The following is a 15,934-nucleotide window of genomic DNA, read 5'->3' as shown; positions in this document are numbered from 1 at the left end:
CGCCCCGACCGTCGCAGCCGCGCCTCCGGCGCCATCTCCGCCTCCCGTCCCGGCGCCTGCGCCCGCCCCCGTTCAATCGGCTGCCGTCGCGCCGCCGGCTCCCGCAGCCGCACCCACGCGCGACCTCAATTCACCGCTCGGCGTCTGGCTCACCGAGGAGAAGGAAGGCAAGGTCCGGATCGAGCAATGCGGCAGCAATCTCTGCGGCTACTCGGTCGATTCGAAATCGAACCAGAATGGCGAGCAGGTTCTGATCAACATGAAGCCCGGCAAGGATCAGAACAAGGACCAGAAATGGTCCGGTCGCATCCTCGATCCGAACTCCGGCTCGACCTACGATTCAACCATCGCGCTGAAGGGCACCGATCGCCTGCGCGTGCAGGGCTGCGCCTTCGGCGGCATGTTCTGCGGCGGCCAGACCTGGACGCGTGTGAACTGACTTCGGGGCGACACTCTGACCGACACAAGGGGACCCGCAGCGCGGGTCCCTTTGCTTTTGCCGCCAAATCGATTGCGACGTGCGCGACATCACAGAGCCCGTCGCGCGCGTGACAGCCCTCACATCGCCGGTTCCGAGGCCGTGACACGATGCCCGCATGATCAACCCCAGGGGCGTGTCATGAACGGATTTCGCAAGGCTCTCTTCGCCACAATCATTGTCATCGCATTGCCGGCCGCGCAGGCCAGCGCCAGCACTTTCGACGGCGCATGGAATGTCCGCATCTCGTCGTCGAGCGAGACCTGCGGTAACGGCTCGACCGTCGCAATCGGCATCAACAACGGTCAGATCGCCTCGAGCAGCGCCATGGTGACGGCGTCAGGCCGCGTTGCGGATGCCGGCAGCATCAATGTCACCTTGAGCACCGGCATCAAGCGCGCCGTCGGCTTCGGCCGGCTCAGCGGCACCTCTGGCTCAGGTACCTGGCGCGGCAGCATGTGCACGGGCACCTGGACGGCGGAGCGGATGTAGGGTGCCGTGTCCCGGACGAACAGCGACGCAAAGCGTCGCTGCGCAAAGCCGGGTCACGCAAACTAGCCGACCGCCGCGCCGTATTCCGCGTCGGTCACCGGATCCAACCAGGTCGAGAACACACCGTCGAGCGCTTCCTGCATGGCGATGTGGGTCATGCCGTTGGTCGGCGAACCGCCGTGCCAGTGCAGCTCGCCCGGTGGAATCCAGACGGTGTCGCCGGGACGGATTTCGATGACAGGGCCGCCCTTGGTCTGGACCCGGCCGACCCCCGAAATCACATAGAGCGTCTGCCCGAGCGGATGGTGATGCCAGTTGGTGCGCGCGCCCGGCTCGAACGAGACGCGCGAGCAGTTCAGCCGCGCCGGCGCGGGCGCCATGATCACGGGGTCCTGCCACACGGTGCCGGTGAAGTGTTCCCCGGGCGCACGGCGTGTCGGCCGCGTGCCTGCTACAGTGATCTCCATTGGATTTACCTCGTTTCCTTCCCGATTACTTCTTGCTTGCGGCGTAGCGCGCCTTGGTCTCGGCGTTCATGGGATAGAGGCCCGGAAGCACCGCGCCGTTGTTCACCTCGTTGACGATCCAGGCTTCCATCCGCTCCTGCTCGACACCCTCGTTGAGCACGTGCTCGAGCATCGCCTGCGGGATCAGCACGCAGCCGTCCTGGTCGGCGACAACGATGTCGTTCGGGAACACCGCAACGCCGCCGCAGCCGATCGGCTCGCCCCAGCCGACGAAGGTCAGGCCGGCAACCGACGGCGGCGCGGCATAGCCGTCGCACCAGACCGGCAAGTTGGTGCCGAGCACGCCCTCGACGTCACGCACGACACCGTCGGTGACGAGTGCGGTGACGCCGCGCTTCATCATGCGCGCGCACAGGATGTCGCCGAAGATGCCGGCGTCGGTGATGCCCATGGCATCGACCACGGCGATGCAGCCCTCCGGCATCGCCTCGATCGCGGTGCGGGTCGAGATCGGCGACGACCAGGATTCCGGCGTCGCCAGATCCTCCCGCGCGGGCACGAAGCGCAGCGTGAAGGCCGGTCCCACCAGGCGCGGCAGACCCGGGCGCAGCGGACGCGCGCCGCGCATCCAGATGTTGCGCAGGCCCTTCTTCAGCAGGACCGTGGTGATGGTGGCAGTGGTGATGCCGGCGAGGGTCTTGCGGGCTTCGGGGGACAGCGACATGGAAACAGACGAGCTCCGGATGGGCGGGAAAGAACGCGCGCATCTTGCGGGGTGCGGGCCTTGCGTCAAGGGCCAAGAGGATACCAACCATGCAGGGCCGCAGCGCAGTTATGCGTCGCGATAACAAGGCTTTATCCTCTCCCCCTGCATTAATTTATTGGACTTGCGGGCGCATTTACGCGAAGCAGGAACGAGCGGAGCTCAAGGCCGAGCCCGCGTATCTCCAGAAGCCCGATTTCGACAGCCCATGTCCGCGACGCTTCCCCCGCCCCGCCTTCTGCCCAGTGGCGACAGCGCCGTCACGGTCGAGTTCAGCCGTACCATCGACGACGACGCCAACCAGCGCGTGCTGGCGCTCGACAAGGCGCTCGCAGCAAGCTCGATCGATGCCATCACCGAGTCCGTGCCGACCTATCGCTCGCTGCTGGTGCATTACGATCCCGGCAAGATCGACTTCGACGCACTTGGCGAAAAGCTGCTCGCGCTCGCCAGCCAGCCGCTGCCGCCAGCCACTAAGGCGCGCCGCTGGCGTATTCCCGTCGCCTATGGCGGCGAGCACGGCATCGACCTCGAGGACGTCGCGAAGGCGCTGAACACCACACCCGACGACATCGTCGCGCGCCACGTCGCCGGCGACTACAAGGTTGCCATGATCGGCTTTACACCGGGCTGGTCCTATCTCAGCGGCCTCGACAAATCCCTGCAGATGTCGCGGCGGCAGAATCCGCGGCTGCTGACGCCTGCCGGCACGATCTCGATCGGCGGCATCCAGGCCGGAATCCAGTGCCTGGCAGCGCCGAGCGGCTGGCACCTGCTCGGCCGCACACCGGTACGGACCTATCAGCTCCACCGCAATCCGACCTTCCTCACCGAACCCGGCGATCGCGTGACGTTTTTCGCCATCGACCACAAGACGTTCGAGGAACAGGACCGCGCCGCCGAGGCCGGTGAGATCATCGCCGAGCAGGTGGTCGCATGAGCCGGCTCGTGATCGCCAGCATCGGGCCCGCAAGCTCGGTCCAGGACGGCGGACGCCATGGCGCGCAACGCTATGGCCTGACGGTCAGCGGAGCGATGGACCGCCTGTCGCTCGCGGCGGCGAACAAGCTCGTCGGCAACGAACCGTTCGCAGCCGTTGTCGAGATCGGCCCGTTCGGCGCCTCGTTCACCGCGCGAGACGGTGCCGTGCGCGTCGCGGTTTCAGGCGCGCCGCGCAATGCGGACGTCGCGGGAAATCCCGTCGCCATGGACACGTCGGTGACGCTGAAGGACGGCGAGACGCTGACGCTGGGTTTTGCTCGCGGCGGCGCGTTTACTTATCTGGCGATCGAAGGCGGGATCAAGGGCGAGCCGGTGTTCGGCAGTCTCGCGGTCAACGCCCGTGCCGGTCTCGGGAGCCCCTACCCGCGCCCGTTGCAGGCCGGCGACGAGTTCACCGTCGATGCCGCAAGCGGTGCACCGGAATTGCGCATCGAATTGCCGAAGCCATCGAACGGTCCGATCCGCGTCCTGCTCGGACCACAGGACGACGAGTTCGACGACGCCAACAAGGCGCTATTCCTCGACAGCGAGTGGAAAGTTTCGGCGACTTCCGACCGCATGGGCTATCGGCTCGAAGGCCCCGCGATCAAGCATTTGCATGGCCACAACATCGTCTCCGATGGCACGGTCAACGGCAGCATCCAGGTGCCCGGCAACGGCGCGCCGATCGCGCTGATGATGGATCGCGGCACCTCCGGCGGCTATCCGAAGATCGCGACCGTGATCACGGCCGATGTCGGCCGTCTCGCGCAGACCTCGGCAGGAACGGCGTTCCGCTTCAAGGCGGTCAGCATGGCCGAGGCGCAGGATGCGGCAAGGAAATTTGCGCAACTGATCCGTAACCTGCCCGATCGCCTGCGCTCCGCCGACACCGTCGCGCTCAACATCGAAGCGCTCAGCGATGCCAATGTCGCGGGCTATGCTGTCAGTGCCGTCGACGCCGGGACCTGGCAGGTTGCGGACGAGCCGTAAACGACAAGACGACCAGAGACGGAGAGCACCCCATGAAGACGATCGATCTCAATTGCGATCTCGGCGAAGGTTTTGGCGCGTGGGAGATGGGCAACGATGCCGCCATGATCGAGCTGGCGAGCTCGGTCAACGTCGCCTGCGGCTTCCACGCCGGCGACCCCGATATCATGCGCCGGACGGTGGAGCTGGCGAAAGCGCGCGGCGTCTCCGTCGGCGCGCATCCCGGCTATCGCGACCTGCACGGCTTCGGCCGCCATCCGATCGCGGGCCTGAAGGCCTCCGAGATCGAGAATCTCGTCGCCTACCAGATCGGCGCGTTGCAGGCGATCGCGACGGCGGCCGGCCACAAGGTCACGCATGTGAAGGCGCATGGCGCGCTCTCCAACGTCGCCTGCGAGGATGACATGACCGCGAAGGCGATCGCCGCCGGCATCAAGGCGGTCGATCCGAGCCTAATATTCGTCGTGCTCGCCAATTCGAAGCTGGTGAAGGCTGGCGAAGCCGCCAATCTGCCGATGGTGCACGAGGTGTTCGCCGACCGCGCCTATGAGGACGACGGCAATCTCGTCTCGCGCAAGAAGCCCGGTGCAGTGCTGCATGACGCCAAGGCGATCGCCGACCGCGTGGTGCGCATGGTGCAGGACGGCGCGGTGGTCTCGGTCACGGGCAAGGTCATCAAGATGCGCACCGACACGGTCTGCATCCACGGCGATACGCCCGGCGCCGTCGACATCGCGCGCGGCCTGCGGCAGGCGTTGAAAGATGCAGGGATCGAGGTCGCGCCGTTCAAGCGCGGGGCGTGAGGCTTGCTCGGTAACGTAGGGTGGGCAAAGCGAAGCGTGCCCACCAAAATCCATCCTGCTTGCTGAGAGATGATGGGCACGGCGCAAGCGCGCCTTTGCCCACCCTACGAGAGCTGCGAAGACTCGTTAAAACGGGTGCACCGAGAGCGTGCCGAACACGATGGCGGCGATGACCGCGAAGGCGCTGTACATCGCAGCATGATGCACGCTCGCACCGGTCCGCCGCGAGAGCGAGCGCGCGCAGAAGTGCAGCCTGGCTTCCGCCGATAGTTCGCGCATGGTCGATCTCCAATGCCCCATTTGCGGGATTATGAGGGATCAACGGGGGTGGCGGGCAAGAGACCCGCGGAAATAGCGATGCCGGTTCTCTAAAAACCCTGCATTGCAGGAGCAAATTCTCCCCACCCCCAAGTTCCGAGAATCTTATTCGTTCAAATCCGAGCCAGTTGGAACCGGCCCGGATGACGGCAGGATGACAGCTAGTAGACGTCAGCCTGGAAGCGGCCGGTCTTCTTGAGTTCGGCGACAAAACTGACGGCTTCGTCAGTCGAACGCGCCCCGAACTGGGCGACGATATCGACCAGTGCACGTTCGACGTCCTTGGCCATGCGCTTGGCATCGCCGCAGATGTAGAGATGCGCCCCCTCGGCGAGCCACGTCCACAATTCGCGGCCGACCTCGCGCATGCGGTCCTGCACGTAGAACTTCTTCTCGCCGTCGCGCGACCAGGCCAGCGACATGCGCGTGAGCAGGCCCGAGGTCTTCATCGCGTTGAGCTCCTCCTGGTAGAAGAAGTCGCAATCGCTGCGCTGATGGCCGAAGAACAGCCAATTCTTGCCGGGCGCGCCGGTCGCCTTGCGGTCGAACAGGAAGGCGCGGAACGGCGCAATGCCGGTGCCGGGGCCGATCATGATGATCGGCGTCTTCGGATCCTGCGGCAGGCCGAAATTGTGCGCCTTCTGGACATAGACCTTGAGCTTGTCGCCCTCGGCGATGCGCTCGCCGAGGAAGGTCGAGGCGACGCCGATGCGCTTTCGCTTGCCGATCATGTAGCGCACGGAATCGACCGTCAGCGACAGCCTTCCAGGCGTCGCATTGTGCGACGACGAGATCGAATAGAGCCGCGGCTGCAGCGGCTCCAGCGCCTCGACGAAGGCTTCCGGATGCGGCCGCGTGCCCGAGAACTTCTGCAGCGCCGCCATGACGTCGAGCGTGGCGGCATCGCCATCGGGATCCTCGCCCTGCGCCAGTGCCCGCGCCCTCTCGCGCTGCGCGCCGCCAGTGATGAAGGAGAGCAGTTCGAACAGCGTGTCGGGCGCCGGCGACAGCGAGACGTCGTCGATCAGCACCTCGCGCAGCGTCTTGCCATTGACCTTGGTGGTGTGGGACGCGCCAAGCAAGGCGATGACCTGGTCGACGAGACCGAGCTCGTTGCGCGCGAACACGCCAAAACTGTCACCGACGACATAGTCGAGCTTACTCTCGGAAAGGTCGAACTCGACGTGATAGGTTTCCTTCTCCGACTTTCCCTTGTTGAGAAGACGGCGCGACAGGAAGGCCGCCGCAACGGGGTTGTCGCGCGAGCGGCCGGGCTCGGCGATCGTCACGGTCACGGCGGGGGCCGCCACCGCGTCGACCTTGTCGGACGCCTTGGCCCCCGGCGCCTTGTCCAGTTCTTCGTGGAGCGACTTCAGCATCCGCGCGGTTTCCTTGCCGCCGGGGACGCAGAGGTTGAGCCGCGCTTCACTGCGGCTCGCGATGGCCTCCGAATAGTCGTGGCAATTGTAGCCGCATTGCCCGCAATCCTGCTGCGCCATGGCCGCCATCATCTTGCGCCGTACGGGACGGCCTTCGGCGAGCTTCATCCGATCGGCGATCGGCATGGTCTGGTCGTGCCACGGCGCTTCACCGTCGTCACCGTCACCGGCCTGCATGACAGCGGCGCCCTGCTCGGCCGACAGCGGCGTGGCCGCCTCAGGCGACAGCAACCCGGCAAAGAAGCCGTTCAGCCAGGAGCGTTGCGCGTCGGAGAACGGAGCGCTCGTGGGAATGATGTCGAGTTTGGGCGGAGGGCTGATCTGGTTCATGAGGACACCTCGGCATCGGCAAGCTTGCGCAGCGTCTCGCCGTCGTGGCGACGCGCAAAGGACAGGAAGGTTTCGTCGGGAGACGAGCGATGGGCGATATAGGCCTTGAGCAGTCCTTCGACCGTCTTCGGCGCGTCCTCTGCCTTGAGGTCGTGGTAGACCTCCTGCCCGACGTCGGCGTCGGGACCGAACCCGCCGCCGGTGAAGAGATGATAACCCTCCACCGTGTCCTCCTCGTTGACAGGCACGCGCGCCCCGATCAGGCCGATGTCGCTGATGTAATGCTGGGCACAGGAATGGTGGCAGCCGGTAACGTGGATGTTGACCGGCTTGTCCATCTCGACGCGCGGCTCGCACCAGTCGCCGATCTCGGCAGCGTGGCGCTTGGTGTTGGAGGCGGCAAAGCGGCAACCGGCATTGCCAGTGCAGGCGATCAGGCCGGCGCGGATATGCGACGCCTCGACCGCGAGCCCGATCTGCTTGATCGCCGCGATGGCAAGCTCGACATTCTCGTCACGCACCCCTGATATCAGCAGGTTCTGCCAGACGGTCAGACGGATCTCGCCGTCGCCGAGGTCCCGCGCCACCTTGGCGAGGCCCCTCATCTGATCGCAGCTGATCTTGCCGAGCGTCAGCGACACGCCGATCCAGTTCAGGCCGTCCTGCTTCTGCCTGTGCACGCCGATATGCGCCATGCGGTCCGCGGCCGGCCGCGGCGCAAACGCCTCTTCCGGCACGCGCGCGAACGGCGTCTTCAGCCGTTCCTCGACCAGCTTGATAAAGCCGTCATGACCCATGGCGTCGAGCACGTATTTCAGCCGTGCCTTGTTGCGGTTGGTGCGGTCGCCGTGCTCGATGAAGACGCGCACGATGGCGTCGGCAACAGCGGTCGCCTGCTCCGGCTTGACGATGATGCCGGAGTACCTTGCGAACTCCTTGTGACCGGTGATGCCGCCGAGGCCGAGGCGGAACCAGATCCCGGGCTCGACGCCGAAGCCGTCCGTCACCTCATACGCCGTGAAAGCGATGTCGTTGGTCTCTTCGAGCACGGCGATCCTGCCGGCACCGTCGAAGGCGACGTTGAACTTGCGCGGCAGGCCATACAGCGAGCGATCATTCAGGATGTGGTAGTGCCACTCGCGCGCATAAGGGCGCGTGTCGATCAGCTCCTGCGGATCGATGCCCGCCGTCGGCGTTCCCGTCACGTTGCGGATGTTGTCGGCGCCGGAGCCGCGCGAGCACAGGCCGAGGTCCTGAATGCCCTCGATCAGCTTCACGGCGTTCTTCGGCGGGATCTCGCGAAGCTGCAGGTTGGCGCGCGTCGTGACGTGGCTATAAGGCCCGCACGTTTCATCGGCGAGATCGGCAAGGCCGGACAGCTGCCAGTGCTTCATGATGCCGTTCGGAATGCGCAGACGGCACATGTAGGAGTCCTGCGTCGGCGCGACGTAGAAGATGCCGTAATAGCGCCAGCGAAAATTATCCGCCGGGCTCGGCGGCGTATTGTCGAGGGCCTGCTGGCGGAGACGCGGATACGCATCGAAGGGATGCTCGTCGCGCTTGACCTTCTCCTGGTCGGCGAGCTTCTTGCCTGCGGCGATGACCTTGTCCTGCGCCTTGATGTGCACGGCATCGGGACCGGTCGGCTCCGCGTTCGCCTTGCCGGCGCCGCCGAGACCGACGCGACTGATCTGCAGACCGGTCGTGAAGCCTTCGAGGTAGCGTTTCTGGTCGTCGGTAAAGTCGACTGAGACGGTGTCGATTTTCATGGTCAGTAACGAAGCTCCTGCGGCCACCGGGGTGGTATCGACGGAAAGTGCACGACCCGCGAGGAGCTCGGCTGGCTCGATAGCCGGCTGTGCGCCCAACGGTCCGATCAGCTTCGTTGCTGGGGACTTGGCTCAGCAGGCATCTGTGACAGGCTGGCCGCACTGCAACATTCAAGTTGCGTGCCAGCTTCGGCGAAATGAAAATGTGTGGGGTATCAGGCGGTTAAGGGCGCCCGTGGGAACTCCGGCCTCTGGAACTCTTATGAAATTCGAGCAGTCGGCCTAAAATTTAGACTCGGATCTCCACGCTCAAAAACGATGCAGACCCGAATCACGCCCTCCAGCGGCCCACCTCGAAGGCTTCAAGATGCCCCCGAATATTGGCGGGATCGAAGGCGGGACCGGCGAATGCGCCGAATGCCGCGGGGGCCTGGGCGGGCGGCCGGCGGCCGAGGGCGCCGTCGTAGAGATCGGGCCTGAACACGGCCATGGCCGTCTTGACCCCGTCGGGCGTCAGCGTCGTCTGCCCCCAGCGCACCATCTGCGCATAGAGCCAAGCAGCCTGGACCGGATCGGGGCGCCCTGCTTCCTCGCGTCCCACCAGAAGGTAGCTGCCGCTCTCGCGAAAGGTGCCGTCCGGCGAAATCTTGAGGCGTCCCGTGAGGGTGCGCTGGATGACTTCGGCATCGACGCCGATCCGCTCGGGCTGCGCCAGGATCTGCGCCGCTTCGGTGCGGTTTTCCGGATGCTCGATGAACTCGGCGGCTTTCACCGCCGCACGCACCAGGCTGGCGACCACGTCCGGATTCTTGTCGGCCCAGACCTGGCGGAGCGCCAGCACCTTCTCCGCCGCATGGGCCAGGATGTCGGAGACGAAATGCAGGATGTGGCCGATCCCGAGATCGACCGCGATCGAATTCCAGGGCGCGCCGACGCAGAACGCATCGACATGACCATTGGCGAGGCTGTCGACCATATAGGGCGGCGGCAGCACCACCAGCCGCACGTCCTCGTCGGGATCGACGCCGGCCGCCGCCATCCAGAATCGCAATTGATAATTGTGGGTCGAGAACGGGAAGGTCATGCCGAAGGTTAACGGATCGGCTCCCGCCTTGCGCCTCTTGGCGACCACACGCGCCAACGCTTTTGCCGTGGCGAGCGGATCGAAGCGGTCGCCGTCGATCTCCTCCATCAGCGCGGCATGAAGCGCCGGCGACACCGTGATCGCATTGCCGTTGATGCCGAGATTGAACGGCGCCGCGATCGGCACCTTGACGTGACCGAGACCGAGCGAGGACGCGATCGCGACGGGCGCGAGCAGATGCGCGGCGTCGAACAAGCCGATATTGAGCTTGTCGCGGACGTTCGACCAGGAGACCTCGCGGACCAGTTCGACCTCGAGCCCTTCGGCCGCGGCAAATCCCTTGTCGACAGCAACGATCAGCGCTGCGGCATCGACCAGCGGAATGAACCCGATGCGGAGGGGAGCGGTCATTTCAGCATCTCCGACGCGGTGATGATCGACTGGGCGATCTCGCCGATTTTCTTCTTCTCGCGCATCGCAGTGGAGCGCAGCAGCACATAGGCCTCGTCCTCGGTGAGGCCTTTCACCTTCATCAGGATGCCCTTGGCCTTCTCGATGACCTTGCGATCCTCGAGCTGCGACTTGGTGCGCTCCAGTTCCTCCTGGAGTTTTGCGAAGGCATTGAAGCGCGACACGCAGAGGTCGAGGATCGGCTTGATGCGCTCCTTCCTCAGCCCGTCGACGATATAGGCGGAGACCCCCGCCTCGACCGACGCCTGGATCGAGGATGAATCGCTCTGGTCGACGAACATCGCGATCGGCCGCTTCACGGCGCGGCTGACCTGGAACATCGCTTCCAGCACGTCGCGGCTGGGGTTTTCCAGATCGATCAGGATGATGTCGGGATCGACCGCATAAATACGGGCGAGCAGGCTCTGCATCTCGCGGATATGGACGATCTGCGTGAATCCGGCCTCCCGCAACCCTTCCTCGAGGATCGCAGCCCGGATCGGGCTTTCGTCGACGATCACGATTTTGGGCGACTGTTCGGCGCTCATTGCTCACTCACCACCAGTGATTCATCCATAGCATGCCCGCAGGCCATGCAAAGGGTTGTAATTATGGGCAATTGGGACTAGCTCAACCCTGTCAATCAGGCAGATTTGGATATGGATCAGACGGCTGCGCCCAAGGTCAGCTTCGTGTCGCTCGGGTGCCCCAAGGCTTTGGTGGATTCCGAGCGCATCATCACGCGCCTGCGCGCCGAGGGCTACGAGCTCGCCCGCAAGCATGACGGGGCCGACATCGTCATCGTCAACACCTGCGGCTTCCTCGACAGCGCCAAGCAGGAATCGCTCTCGGCGATCGGCGAGGCCATGGCCGAGAACGGCAAGGTGATCGTGACCGGTTGCATGGGCGCGGAACCCGAGCAGATCGAGCAGGCCTATCCCGGCGTGCTCTCGATCACCGGCCCGCAGCAATATGAGAGCGTGCTGGACGCCGTGCATCGCGCGCTGCCGCCCGCCCACAATCCGCATCTCGATCTGGTGCCGCCGCAGGGCATCAAGCTGACGCCGCGGCACTACGCCTATTTGAAAATCTCCGAGGGTTGCAACAACCGCTGCACCTTCTGCATCATTCCAAAACTGCGTGGCGACCTCGTCTCACGTCCGGCCAACGACGTGCTGCGCGAGGCCGAGCGCCTGGTCGCTGCCGGCGTCAAGGAGCTGCTGGTGATCTCGCAAGACACCTCGGCCTACGGCGTCGATCTCAAATACGCCGAAAGCCCGTGGAAGGATCGCCAGGTCCGCGCCAAGTTCATCGACCTTGCGCGCGAGCTCGGCGAGCTCGGCGCCTGGGTGCGGCTGCAATATGTCTACCCCTACCCGCATGTCGACGAGGTCATCGCGCTGATGAACGAGGGCAAGGTGCTGCCCTATCTCGACATCCCGTTCCAGCATGCGAGCCCCGAGGTGCTGAAGGCGATGAAGCGCCCGGCCGCGCAGGACAAGACGCTGGCGCGCATCAAGCGCTGGCGCGAGCAATGTCCCGATCTTGCTTTGCGCTCGACCTTCATCGTCGGCTTTCCCGGCGAAACCGATGCCGACTTCGCCTATCTGCTCGACTGGCTGGACGAAGCCGAGATCGATCGGCTCGGCTGCTTCAAATACGAGCCCGTCGCCGGCGCGACCGCGAACGCGATCGAGAACCCCGTGCCGGAAGAGATCAAGCAGGAGCGCTATAATGCGCTGATGGCGCGCCAGCAGAAGATCTCTGCGCGCAGGCTGAAGCGCAAGGTCGGCACCCGCCAGCAGATCATCATCGACGAGGTCGGCCCGACCGTCTCGAAAGGCCGCTCCAAGGCCGATGCGCCGGAGATCGACGGCGCCGTCTACCTGTCGAGCCGCCGCCCCTTGCGCGTTGGCGAGATCGTCACCGCGAAGATCGAGCGCGCCGACCAATACGACCTGCACGGCAGCGTCACGGGATTCTGATCTTCGGCTGTCACGGCCGGTGCAGCCACGATCTCGCTGCAAGCTCTCCCGCAAGCGGGAGAGGTCGCGAGCCGTCGCTAAGCTACGGCAACATCACGCCCGCCGTTCGCTTCTCCCGACGCCTGCTGTTCGTCGCGTGCGGCGAACACTTCCTTGGCTGCGAACAGCCCGTTCAGCGCCGCCGGGAAGCCCGCATAGACGGCCATCTGCATGATGATCTCCACGATCTCGTCGCGAGAGAGCCCGACGTTCAGACCTGCCTCGAGATGGACTTTGAGCTGAGGCGCGGCATTTCCGAGCGCCGTCAGCGCGGCGATGGTCGCGATCTCTCGATCGCGCAGGCCAAGGTCCGGGCGGCAGTAAATGTCGCCGAACGGAAACTCGATCACGTATCGTGCGAAATCCGGAGCGATGTCTGCGAGTGAAGCGACGACCGCTTCACCAGCTCTGCCGTCAATGCGTGACAGGGCCCGCTGGCCGCGATCGAAGCGGCTTTCGTCTTGTGTTTGGGCGTGCGTCATTTTCCTTCGTCCTCTGTTCGTCGCTGGCATAGCCGGCGATCTTGGTATCAAGGACGAGCAGGCATTCCTGGAGTTCGGCAATCTGCGTGCGTACCTGTTCCCGGTGGACTTCCAGAATCTGCCGCCGGCTTGTGCCGGTAGCGTCGCCTTCATCCCGAAGCGCCGCGTAACGCAACATGTCCCGGATCGGCATTCCCGTGGTCTTGAGCCGCCCAAGGAATGCGATCCATGTGAGGATCGATGCGTCAAAGTCGCGCTGGCCGGAGCGATCCCGGTCGGCGTATGGAAGCAGCCCGATGCGCTCATAGTAACGCAGCGTGTGCGTCGACAGGCCGGTCCGTTTTGCGAGGTCGCCGATCTTCATGTGTGCCCGTTCTCGTACTGACGCACGTACAGATACCCCTTCGAGCGCGCTCTAAGTCAAGGGGGATCGAAGGTGCAAAGATTTCGGCGCGCCGGCTGGGCGGCAGCGTCGCGGCATTCCGAGCTTCAAGATCCCGCCAGCCATTTCGGCACCCAGCGCTCCGGCCGAGGCGCGCGGGCAAGATCAGCTTGCGCCTCGGACAGCTTCGCCAACTCGCCGTCGATGCTCGGGCGCACATCGTATTCGAAGTTGGGCATGACGCGGCCGTCGGCATAGAGGCCGAATTTCATCGCGTACCACAGCCCGAGCTCGGGCTGCGCCTTCCGCATCTCCTCGCGCAGATCGCGCAGCAGGGATTCGATCGCGGCGGCTTCCTCGAACGGCTGCGGTCCGCGCGACAGGACGCGCGCTTGGTATTGCCTGCCGACGATCGCGATCTCGAAGCTCGTCTTGTCCCGGGGCTTCTTGCCCTTCGGCAGATGCGCGGCGAGGCGCCAGCCGAGTTCGGCCATCAAGCGATGATTGGCCCAATAGTCTTCGCGATCCCGGCTCCATTTTTCCATGAAGCCGCGAAAGTCGGGCAGCTCCGACGGATCGTCATCGGGCGCCACCATCTCCCCGCTCAGGCGTCCGGTGAGCCACTGCGCGAGCTCGACCGTCTGGCATTCGATCCCGTCGTGCGGCTTCAGATCGCTCCAAGCCTTGTCGAATTGTTGCGACGTCAGTTTTGCGAGCAGGCCATCGAGGCTCGGCGCCAGCAGTTCGTAATCACCCTCGGAGCCAAGCCCCACGATCGGCGGATTGTCGCGGTCGAGACCCGCGCCATACCAGCCGCCGACAGCCGAGCCATCCGGCAGCCGCATGAACAGCGAAAACCTGTCGCGCAAGGGACTGCCGTCGACAATCGGCGCCTGATCGGAAAACTGGCCTTGCAGCGAGAAGCAGCCGACGCTGCCCCAGGGCCGTCCCTTCAGCCAGCCGGCGAAGTCCAGCAACAACGGCGGCGCCTCGATACCCGGCGGAAACGCGCCGCGAATGCTGTCGAGGTCGATCGGATAAGGCGTCTCGGACAAGGCTTAAAACTATCTGGCTGGTCCCGCCCCTCTTGGTCCGAACCGTCATGCGTTCGGTTCGAACCAATTCGCGTCCTGTGATCACAAACGCGCTAGAGACGTAATGGTTTCCAGGCGCGCATCTTTCACCTGCCCATGCACGCTGCGCGTGTGGTCTGGAAAGCGCCCGCTTGACAAGCCCTGCCATTCGCATGTATTGCCGCGCCCCATGATCAACGCTCGGACCCATCAGCGCACCGAAATGCTCCGCCGTCGCTTCCGCGACGATGAGAGGGTGCGCCATGTCCGACGACGCCGCTGAACCACTGAATTCAGCGTAAGTTTTCGAAAAGGCCGCACCCGCAAGGTGCGGCCTTTTTGCTTTTCGCGCGCCCTTTTCCACCCGCCTCCAGAGGAGTTCGACATGACCAACGCCACCCATCCGTATGACGCGTTGATGGACATCACCGCTCGGCCCAAGGCCGTGTTCGTCCGCGGCGCGGGCTCCTACCTCTGGGACGACAGCCGCAAGCGCTATCTCGATTTCGTGCAGGGCTGGGCCGTCAACTGCCTCGGCCACTCCCCGCCCGCGATCGCCGACGCGCTTGCCGCGCAGGCCAAGCGGCTGCTGACGCCAAGCCCGGCCTTCTACAACGAGCCCAGCCTGAAGCTCGCGCAGGCACTCGTCGCAAACAGCGCGTTCGATCAGGTGTTCTTTGCCAACTCGGGTGCGGAAGCCAATGAGGGCGCGATCAAGCTCGCGCGCAAATATGGCGGAATCCATAGAGGTGGCGCGTTCGAGATCATCAGCTTCGAAGGTGGCTTTCACGGCCGCACGCTGGCGACGATGTCGGCCTCGGGCAAGAAGGCCTTTGAACCGCTGTTCGAGCCGAAGGTCGCCGGCTTCAAGAAGGCGAAGCTCAACGACATCGTGTCGGTCGAAAAGCTGATCAACGACAACACCGTCGCTGTGATGCTCGAGCCGATCCAGGGTGAATCAGGCGTGTGGCCGGCATCCGATCAGTTCCTGCAGGAATTGCGTGCCCTCACCGACGCTCACGGCCTCCTCTTGATCTTCGACGAGATCCAGACCGGCATGGGCCGGACCGGCAAGCTCTTCCACTACGAGCACACCGGCATCGCGCCCGACATCATGACGCTCGGCAAGGGCATCGGCGGCGGCGTGCCGCTCGCAGCCCTGCTCGCGAGCGAACGCGCGGCCTGCTTCGAGCACGGCGACCAGGGCGGCACGTTCAACGGCAACCCGATCATGTGCGCGGCGGGGCTTGCGGTGCTCGACGAGGTCAGCAAGCCGGACTTCCTGAAGACGGCGACCGAAACCGGGCTGCTGCTCGAAAGCGAATTGCAGAAGGTCTCGGCGCGGCATGGGCTCGGCGAAGTGCGTGGCCGCGGGCTCCTGCTCGCGCTCGACCTCAAGCTGCCGATCGCGCCCGGCATCGTCGCGCAGGCGTTCGAGGCCGGCGTTCTCCTCAACGCGCCGCAGGTCGATACGCTGCGCTTCATGCCGGCGCTGAACGTCACGCGGGCCGAGATCGGCGAGATGATCGATTGTCTCGACGGGATCTTGACCAGGGCCGGCGCGGCACGGCGGGTGGCCTAAGCTCGTCATTGCGAGAAGCGCAGC

At 64.8% G+C, this 15,934-nt stretch carries 17 protein-coding genes; 7 read left to right on the top strand and 10 right to left on the bottom strand.

Translation table 11 applies throughout. The annotated features are described in order from the left end of the window. Both IVB41_RS24605 and IVB41_RS24600 read left to right on the top strand, forming a co-directional pair. Window positions 1-439, top strand: a 439-nt coding sequence (locus IVB41_RS24605) for a DUF2147 domain-containing protein (RefSeq protein WP_247435721.1), incomplete at its 5' end; no start/stop codon positions are given. 180 nt (window positions 440-619) lie between these two features. Next, complete coding sequence (locus tag IVB41_RS24600; RefSeq protein WP_007590916.1) at window positions 620-970, top strand: hypothetical protein; 351 nt, start codon at window positions 620-622, stop codon at window positions 968-970. 62 nt (window positions 971-1,032) lie between these two features. On the opposite strand, the gene IVB41_RS24595 is transcribed toward IVB41_RS24600, so the two are convergent. Both IVB41_RS24595 and IVB41_RS24590 read right to left on the bottom strand, forming a co-directional pair. Further along, on the bottom strand, window positions 1,033-1,437 hold the full coding sequence (locus tag IVB41_RS24595; RefSeq protein ID WP_247289948.1) for a cupin domain-containing protein: 405 nt from the start codon (window positions 1,435-1,437) through the stop codon (window positions 1,033-1,035). Between the two features lie 25 nt (window positions 1,438-1,462). After that, entirely contained in the window at window positions 1,463-2,161 is a 699-nt protein-coding gene (locus IVB41_RS24590; RefSeq protein WP_007590912.1) for a ribonuclease activity regulator RraA, read from the bottom strand. A 247-nt stretch (window positions 2,162-2,408) separates the two neighbouring features. Between IVB41_RS24590 and pxpB the strand changes: the two genes are divergently transcribed. From pxpB to IVB41_RS24575, 3 genes are read left to right on the top strand one after another with little or no spacing between them, the layout of a single operon-like run. Further along, window positions 2,409-3,140, top strand: coding sequence for a 5-oxoprolinase subunit PxpB (gene pxpB / locus IVB41_RS24585; protein WP_247408769.1), 732 nt, complete (start codon window positions 2,409-2,411; stop codon window positions 3,138-3,140). Then, window positions 3,137-4,174, top strand: a complete 1,038-nt coding sequence (locus IVB41_RS24580; protein ID WP_247435718.1) for a biotin-dependent carboxyltransferase family protein — start codon at window positions 3,137-3,139, stop codon at window positions 4,172-4,174. Before pxpB ends, IVB41_RS24580 begins: the two co-directional genes overlap by 4 nt. 32 nt (window positions 4,175-4,206) lie before the next feature. After that, a complete protein-coding gene (locus IVB41_RS24575) occupies window positions 4,207-4,977 on the top strand; it encodes a LamB/YcsF family protein (protein WP_018457913.1) in 771 nt (256 codons plus the stop codon). A 126-nt stretch (window positions 4,978-5,103) separates the two neighbouring features. Here IVB41_RS24575 and IVB41_RS24570 read toward each other — a convergent pair whose 3' ends face one another. The 5 genes from IVB41_RS24570 to IVB41_RS24550 form a co-directional block, all read right to left on the bottom strand. Continuing rightward, window positions 5,104-5,256, bottom strand: coding sequence for a hypothetical protein (locus tag IVB41_RS24570; RefSeq protein WP_247435714.1), 153 nt, complete (start codon window positions 5,254-5,256; stop codon window positions 5,104-5,106). A 200-nt stretch (window positions 5,257-5,456) separates the two neighbouring features. After that, window positions 5,457-7,064: a sulfite reductase subunit alpha gene (locus IVB41_RS24565; RefSeq protein ID WP_247435711.1), complete on the bottom strand. Its 1,608-nt coding sequence runs from the start codon at window positions 7,062-7,064 to the stop codon at window positions 5,457-5,459. Then, entirely contained in the window at window positions 7,061-8,833 is a 1,773-nt protein-coding gene (locus IVB41_RS24560; protein WP_247435708.1) for a NirA family protein, read from the bottom strand. The genes IVB41_RS24565 and IVB41_RS24560 overlap by 4 nt, the downstream gene beginning before the upstream one ends. 331 nt (window positions 8,834-9,164) lie before the next feature. Then, window positions 9,165-10,328 (bottom strand): CmpA/NrtA family ABC transporter substrate-binding protein, encoded by a 1,164-nt coding sequence (locus tag IVB41_RS24555; protein WP_247435705.1) that lies wholly within the window; start codon window positions 10,326-10,328, stop codon window positions 9,165-9,167. Next, window positions 10,325-10,915, bottom strand: coding sequence for an ANTAR domain-containing response regulator (locus IVB41_RS24550; RefSeq protein ID WP_007590901.1), 591 nt, complete (start codon window positions 10,913-10,915; stop codon window positions 10,325-10,327). The genes IVB41_RS24555 and IVB41_RS24550 overlap by 4 nt, the downstream gene beginning before the upstream one ends. Before the next feature lie 111 nt (window positions 10,916-11,026). On the opposite strand from IVB41_RS24550, the gene rimO reads away from it, so the two are divergent. Beyond that, window positions 11,027-12,352 carry a 30S ribosomal protein S12 methylthiotransferase RimO gene (gene rimO, locus IVB41_RS24545; RefSeq protein WP_027566990.1) on the top strand — a complete coding sequence of 442 codons (1,326 nt, stop codon included), beginning with the start codon at window positions 11,027-11,029 and terminating at the stop codon, window positions 12,350-12,352. A 77-nt stretch (window positions 12,353-12,429) separates the two neighbouring features. Here rimO and IVB41_RS24540 read toward each other — a convergent pair whose 3' ends face one another. The 3 genes from IVB41_RS24540 to IVB41_RS24530 form a co-directional block, all read right to left on the bottom strand. Continuing rightward, window positions 12,430-12,873 (bottom strand): carboxymuconolactone decarboxylase family protein, encoded by a 444-nt coding sequence (locus IVB41_RS24540; protein ID WP_027566991.1) that lies wholly within the window; start codon window positions 12,871-12,873, stop codon window positions 12,430-12,432. Next, complete coding sequence (locus IVB41_RS24535; RefSeq protein ID WP_027566992.1) at window positions 12,806-13,237, bottom strand: MerR family transcriptional regulator; 432 nt, start codon at window positions 13,235-13,237, stop codon at window positions 12,806-12,808. The genes IVB41_RS24540 and IVB41_RS24535 overlap by 68 nt, the downstream gene beginning before the upstream one ends. A gap of 125 nt (window positions 13,238-13,362) precedes the next feature. Then, window positions 13,363-14,310, bottom strand: coding sequence for a hypothetical protein (locus tag IVB41_RS24530; RefSeq protein ID WP_247435703.1), 948 nt, complete (start codon window positions 14,308-14,310; stop codon window positions 13,363-13,365). 403 nt (window positions 14,311-14,713) lie between these two features. On the opposite strand from IVB41_RS24530, the gene IVB41_RS24525 reads away from it, so the two are divergent. Then, window positions 14,714-15,910 carry an acetylornithine transaminase gene (locus IVB41_RS24525; protein WP_247435700.1) on the top strand — a complete coding sequence of 399 codons (1,197 nt, stop codon included), beginning with the start codon at window positions 14,714-14,716 and terminating at the stop codon, window positions 15,908-15,910. Window positions 15,911-15,934 lie beyond the last annotated feature (24 nt).

The sequence above is a fragment of the Bradyrhizobium sp. 44 genome (genome assembly GCF_023073095.1).
Lineage (GTDB): Bacteria > Pseudomonadota > Alphaproteobacteria > Rhizobiales > Xanthobacteraceae > Bradyrhizobium.
The sequence above is the reverse complement of the archived record's forward strand: the minus strand, read 5'-3'. Positions and strand labels throughout refer to the sequence as shown.

Excerpts from the sequence above, each read along its gene's own strand:
- IVB41_RS24550 (WP_007590901.1), bottom strand. The coding sequence starts at position 10,915 with ATGAGCGCCGAACAGTCGCCCAAAATCGTGATCGTCGACGAAAGCCCG.
- rimO (WP_027566990.1), top strand. The coding sequence starts at position 11,027 with ATGGATCAGACGGCTGCGCCCAAGGTCAGCTTCGTGTCGCTCGGGTGC.
- IVB41_RS24525 (WP_247435700.1), top strand. The coding sequence starts at position 14,714 with ATGACCAACGCCACCCATCCGTATGACGCGTTGATGGACATCACCGCT.
- IVB41_RS24565 (WP_247435711.1), bottom strand. The coding sequence starts at position 7,064 with ATGAACCAGATCAGCCCTCCGCCCAAACTCGACATCATTCCCACGAGC.
- IVB41_RS24560 (WP_247435708.1), bottom strand. The coding sequence starts at position 8,833 with ATGAAAATCGACACCGTCTCAGTCGACTTTACCGACGACCAGAAACGC.
- IVB41_RS24540 (WP_027566991.1), bottom strand. The coding sequence starts at position 12,873 with ATGACGCACGCCCAAACACAAGACGAAAGCCGCTTCGATCGCGGCCAG.
- IVB41_RS24580 (WP_247435718.1), top strand. The coding sequence starts at position 3,137 with ATGAGCCGGCTCGTGATCGCCAGCATCGGGCCCGCAAGCTCGGTCCAG.
- IVB41_RS24575 (WP_018457913.1), top strand. The coding sequence starts at position 4,207 with ATGAAGACGATCGATCTCAATTGCGATCTCGGCGAAGGTTTTGGCGCG.
- IVB41_RS24555 (WP_247435705.1), bottom strand. The coding sequence starts at position 10,328 with ATGACCGCTCCCCTCCGCATCGGGTTCATTCCGCTGGTCGATGCCGCA.
- IVB41_RS24590 (WP_007590912.1), bottom strand. The coding sequence starts at position 2,161 with ATGTCGCTGTCCCCCGAAGCCCGCAAGACCCTCGCCGGCATCACCACT.
- IVB41_RS24600 (WP_007590916.1), top strand. The coding sequence starts at position 620 with ATGAACGGATTTCGCAAGGCTCTCTTCGCCACAATCATTGTCATCGCA.
- pxpB (WP_247408769.1), top strand. The coding sequence starts at position 2,409 with ATGTCCGCGACGCTTCCCCCGCCCCGCCTTCTGCCCAGTGGCGACAGC.
- IVB41_RS24595 (WP_247289948.1), bottom strand. The coding sequence starts at position 1,437 with ATGGAGATCACTGTAGCAGGCACGCGGCCGACACGCCGTGCGCCCGGG.
- IVB41_RS24535 (WP_027566992.1), bottom strand. The coding sequence starts at position 13,237 with ATGAAGATCGGCGACCTCGCAAAACGGACCGGCCTGTCGACGCACACG.
- IVB41_RS24570 (WP_247435714.1), bottom strand. The coding sequence starts at position 5,256 with ATGCGCGAACTATCGGCGGAAGCCAGGCTGCACTTCTGCGCGCGCTCG.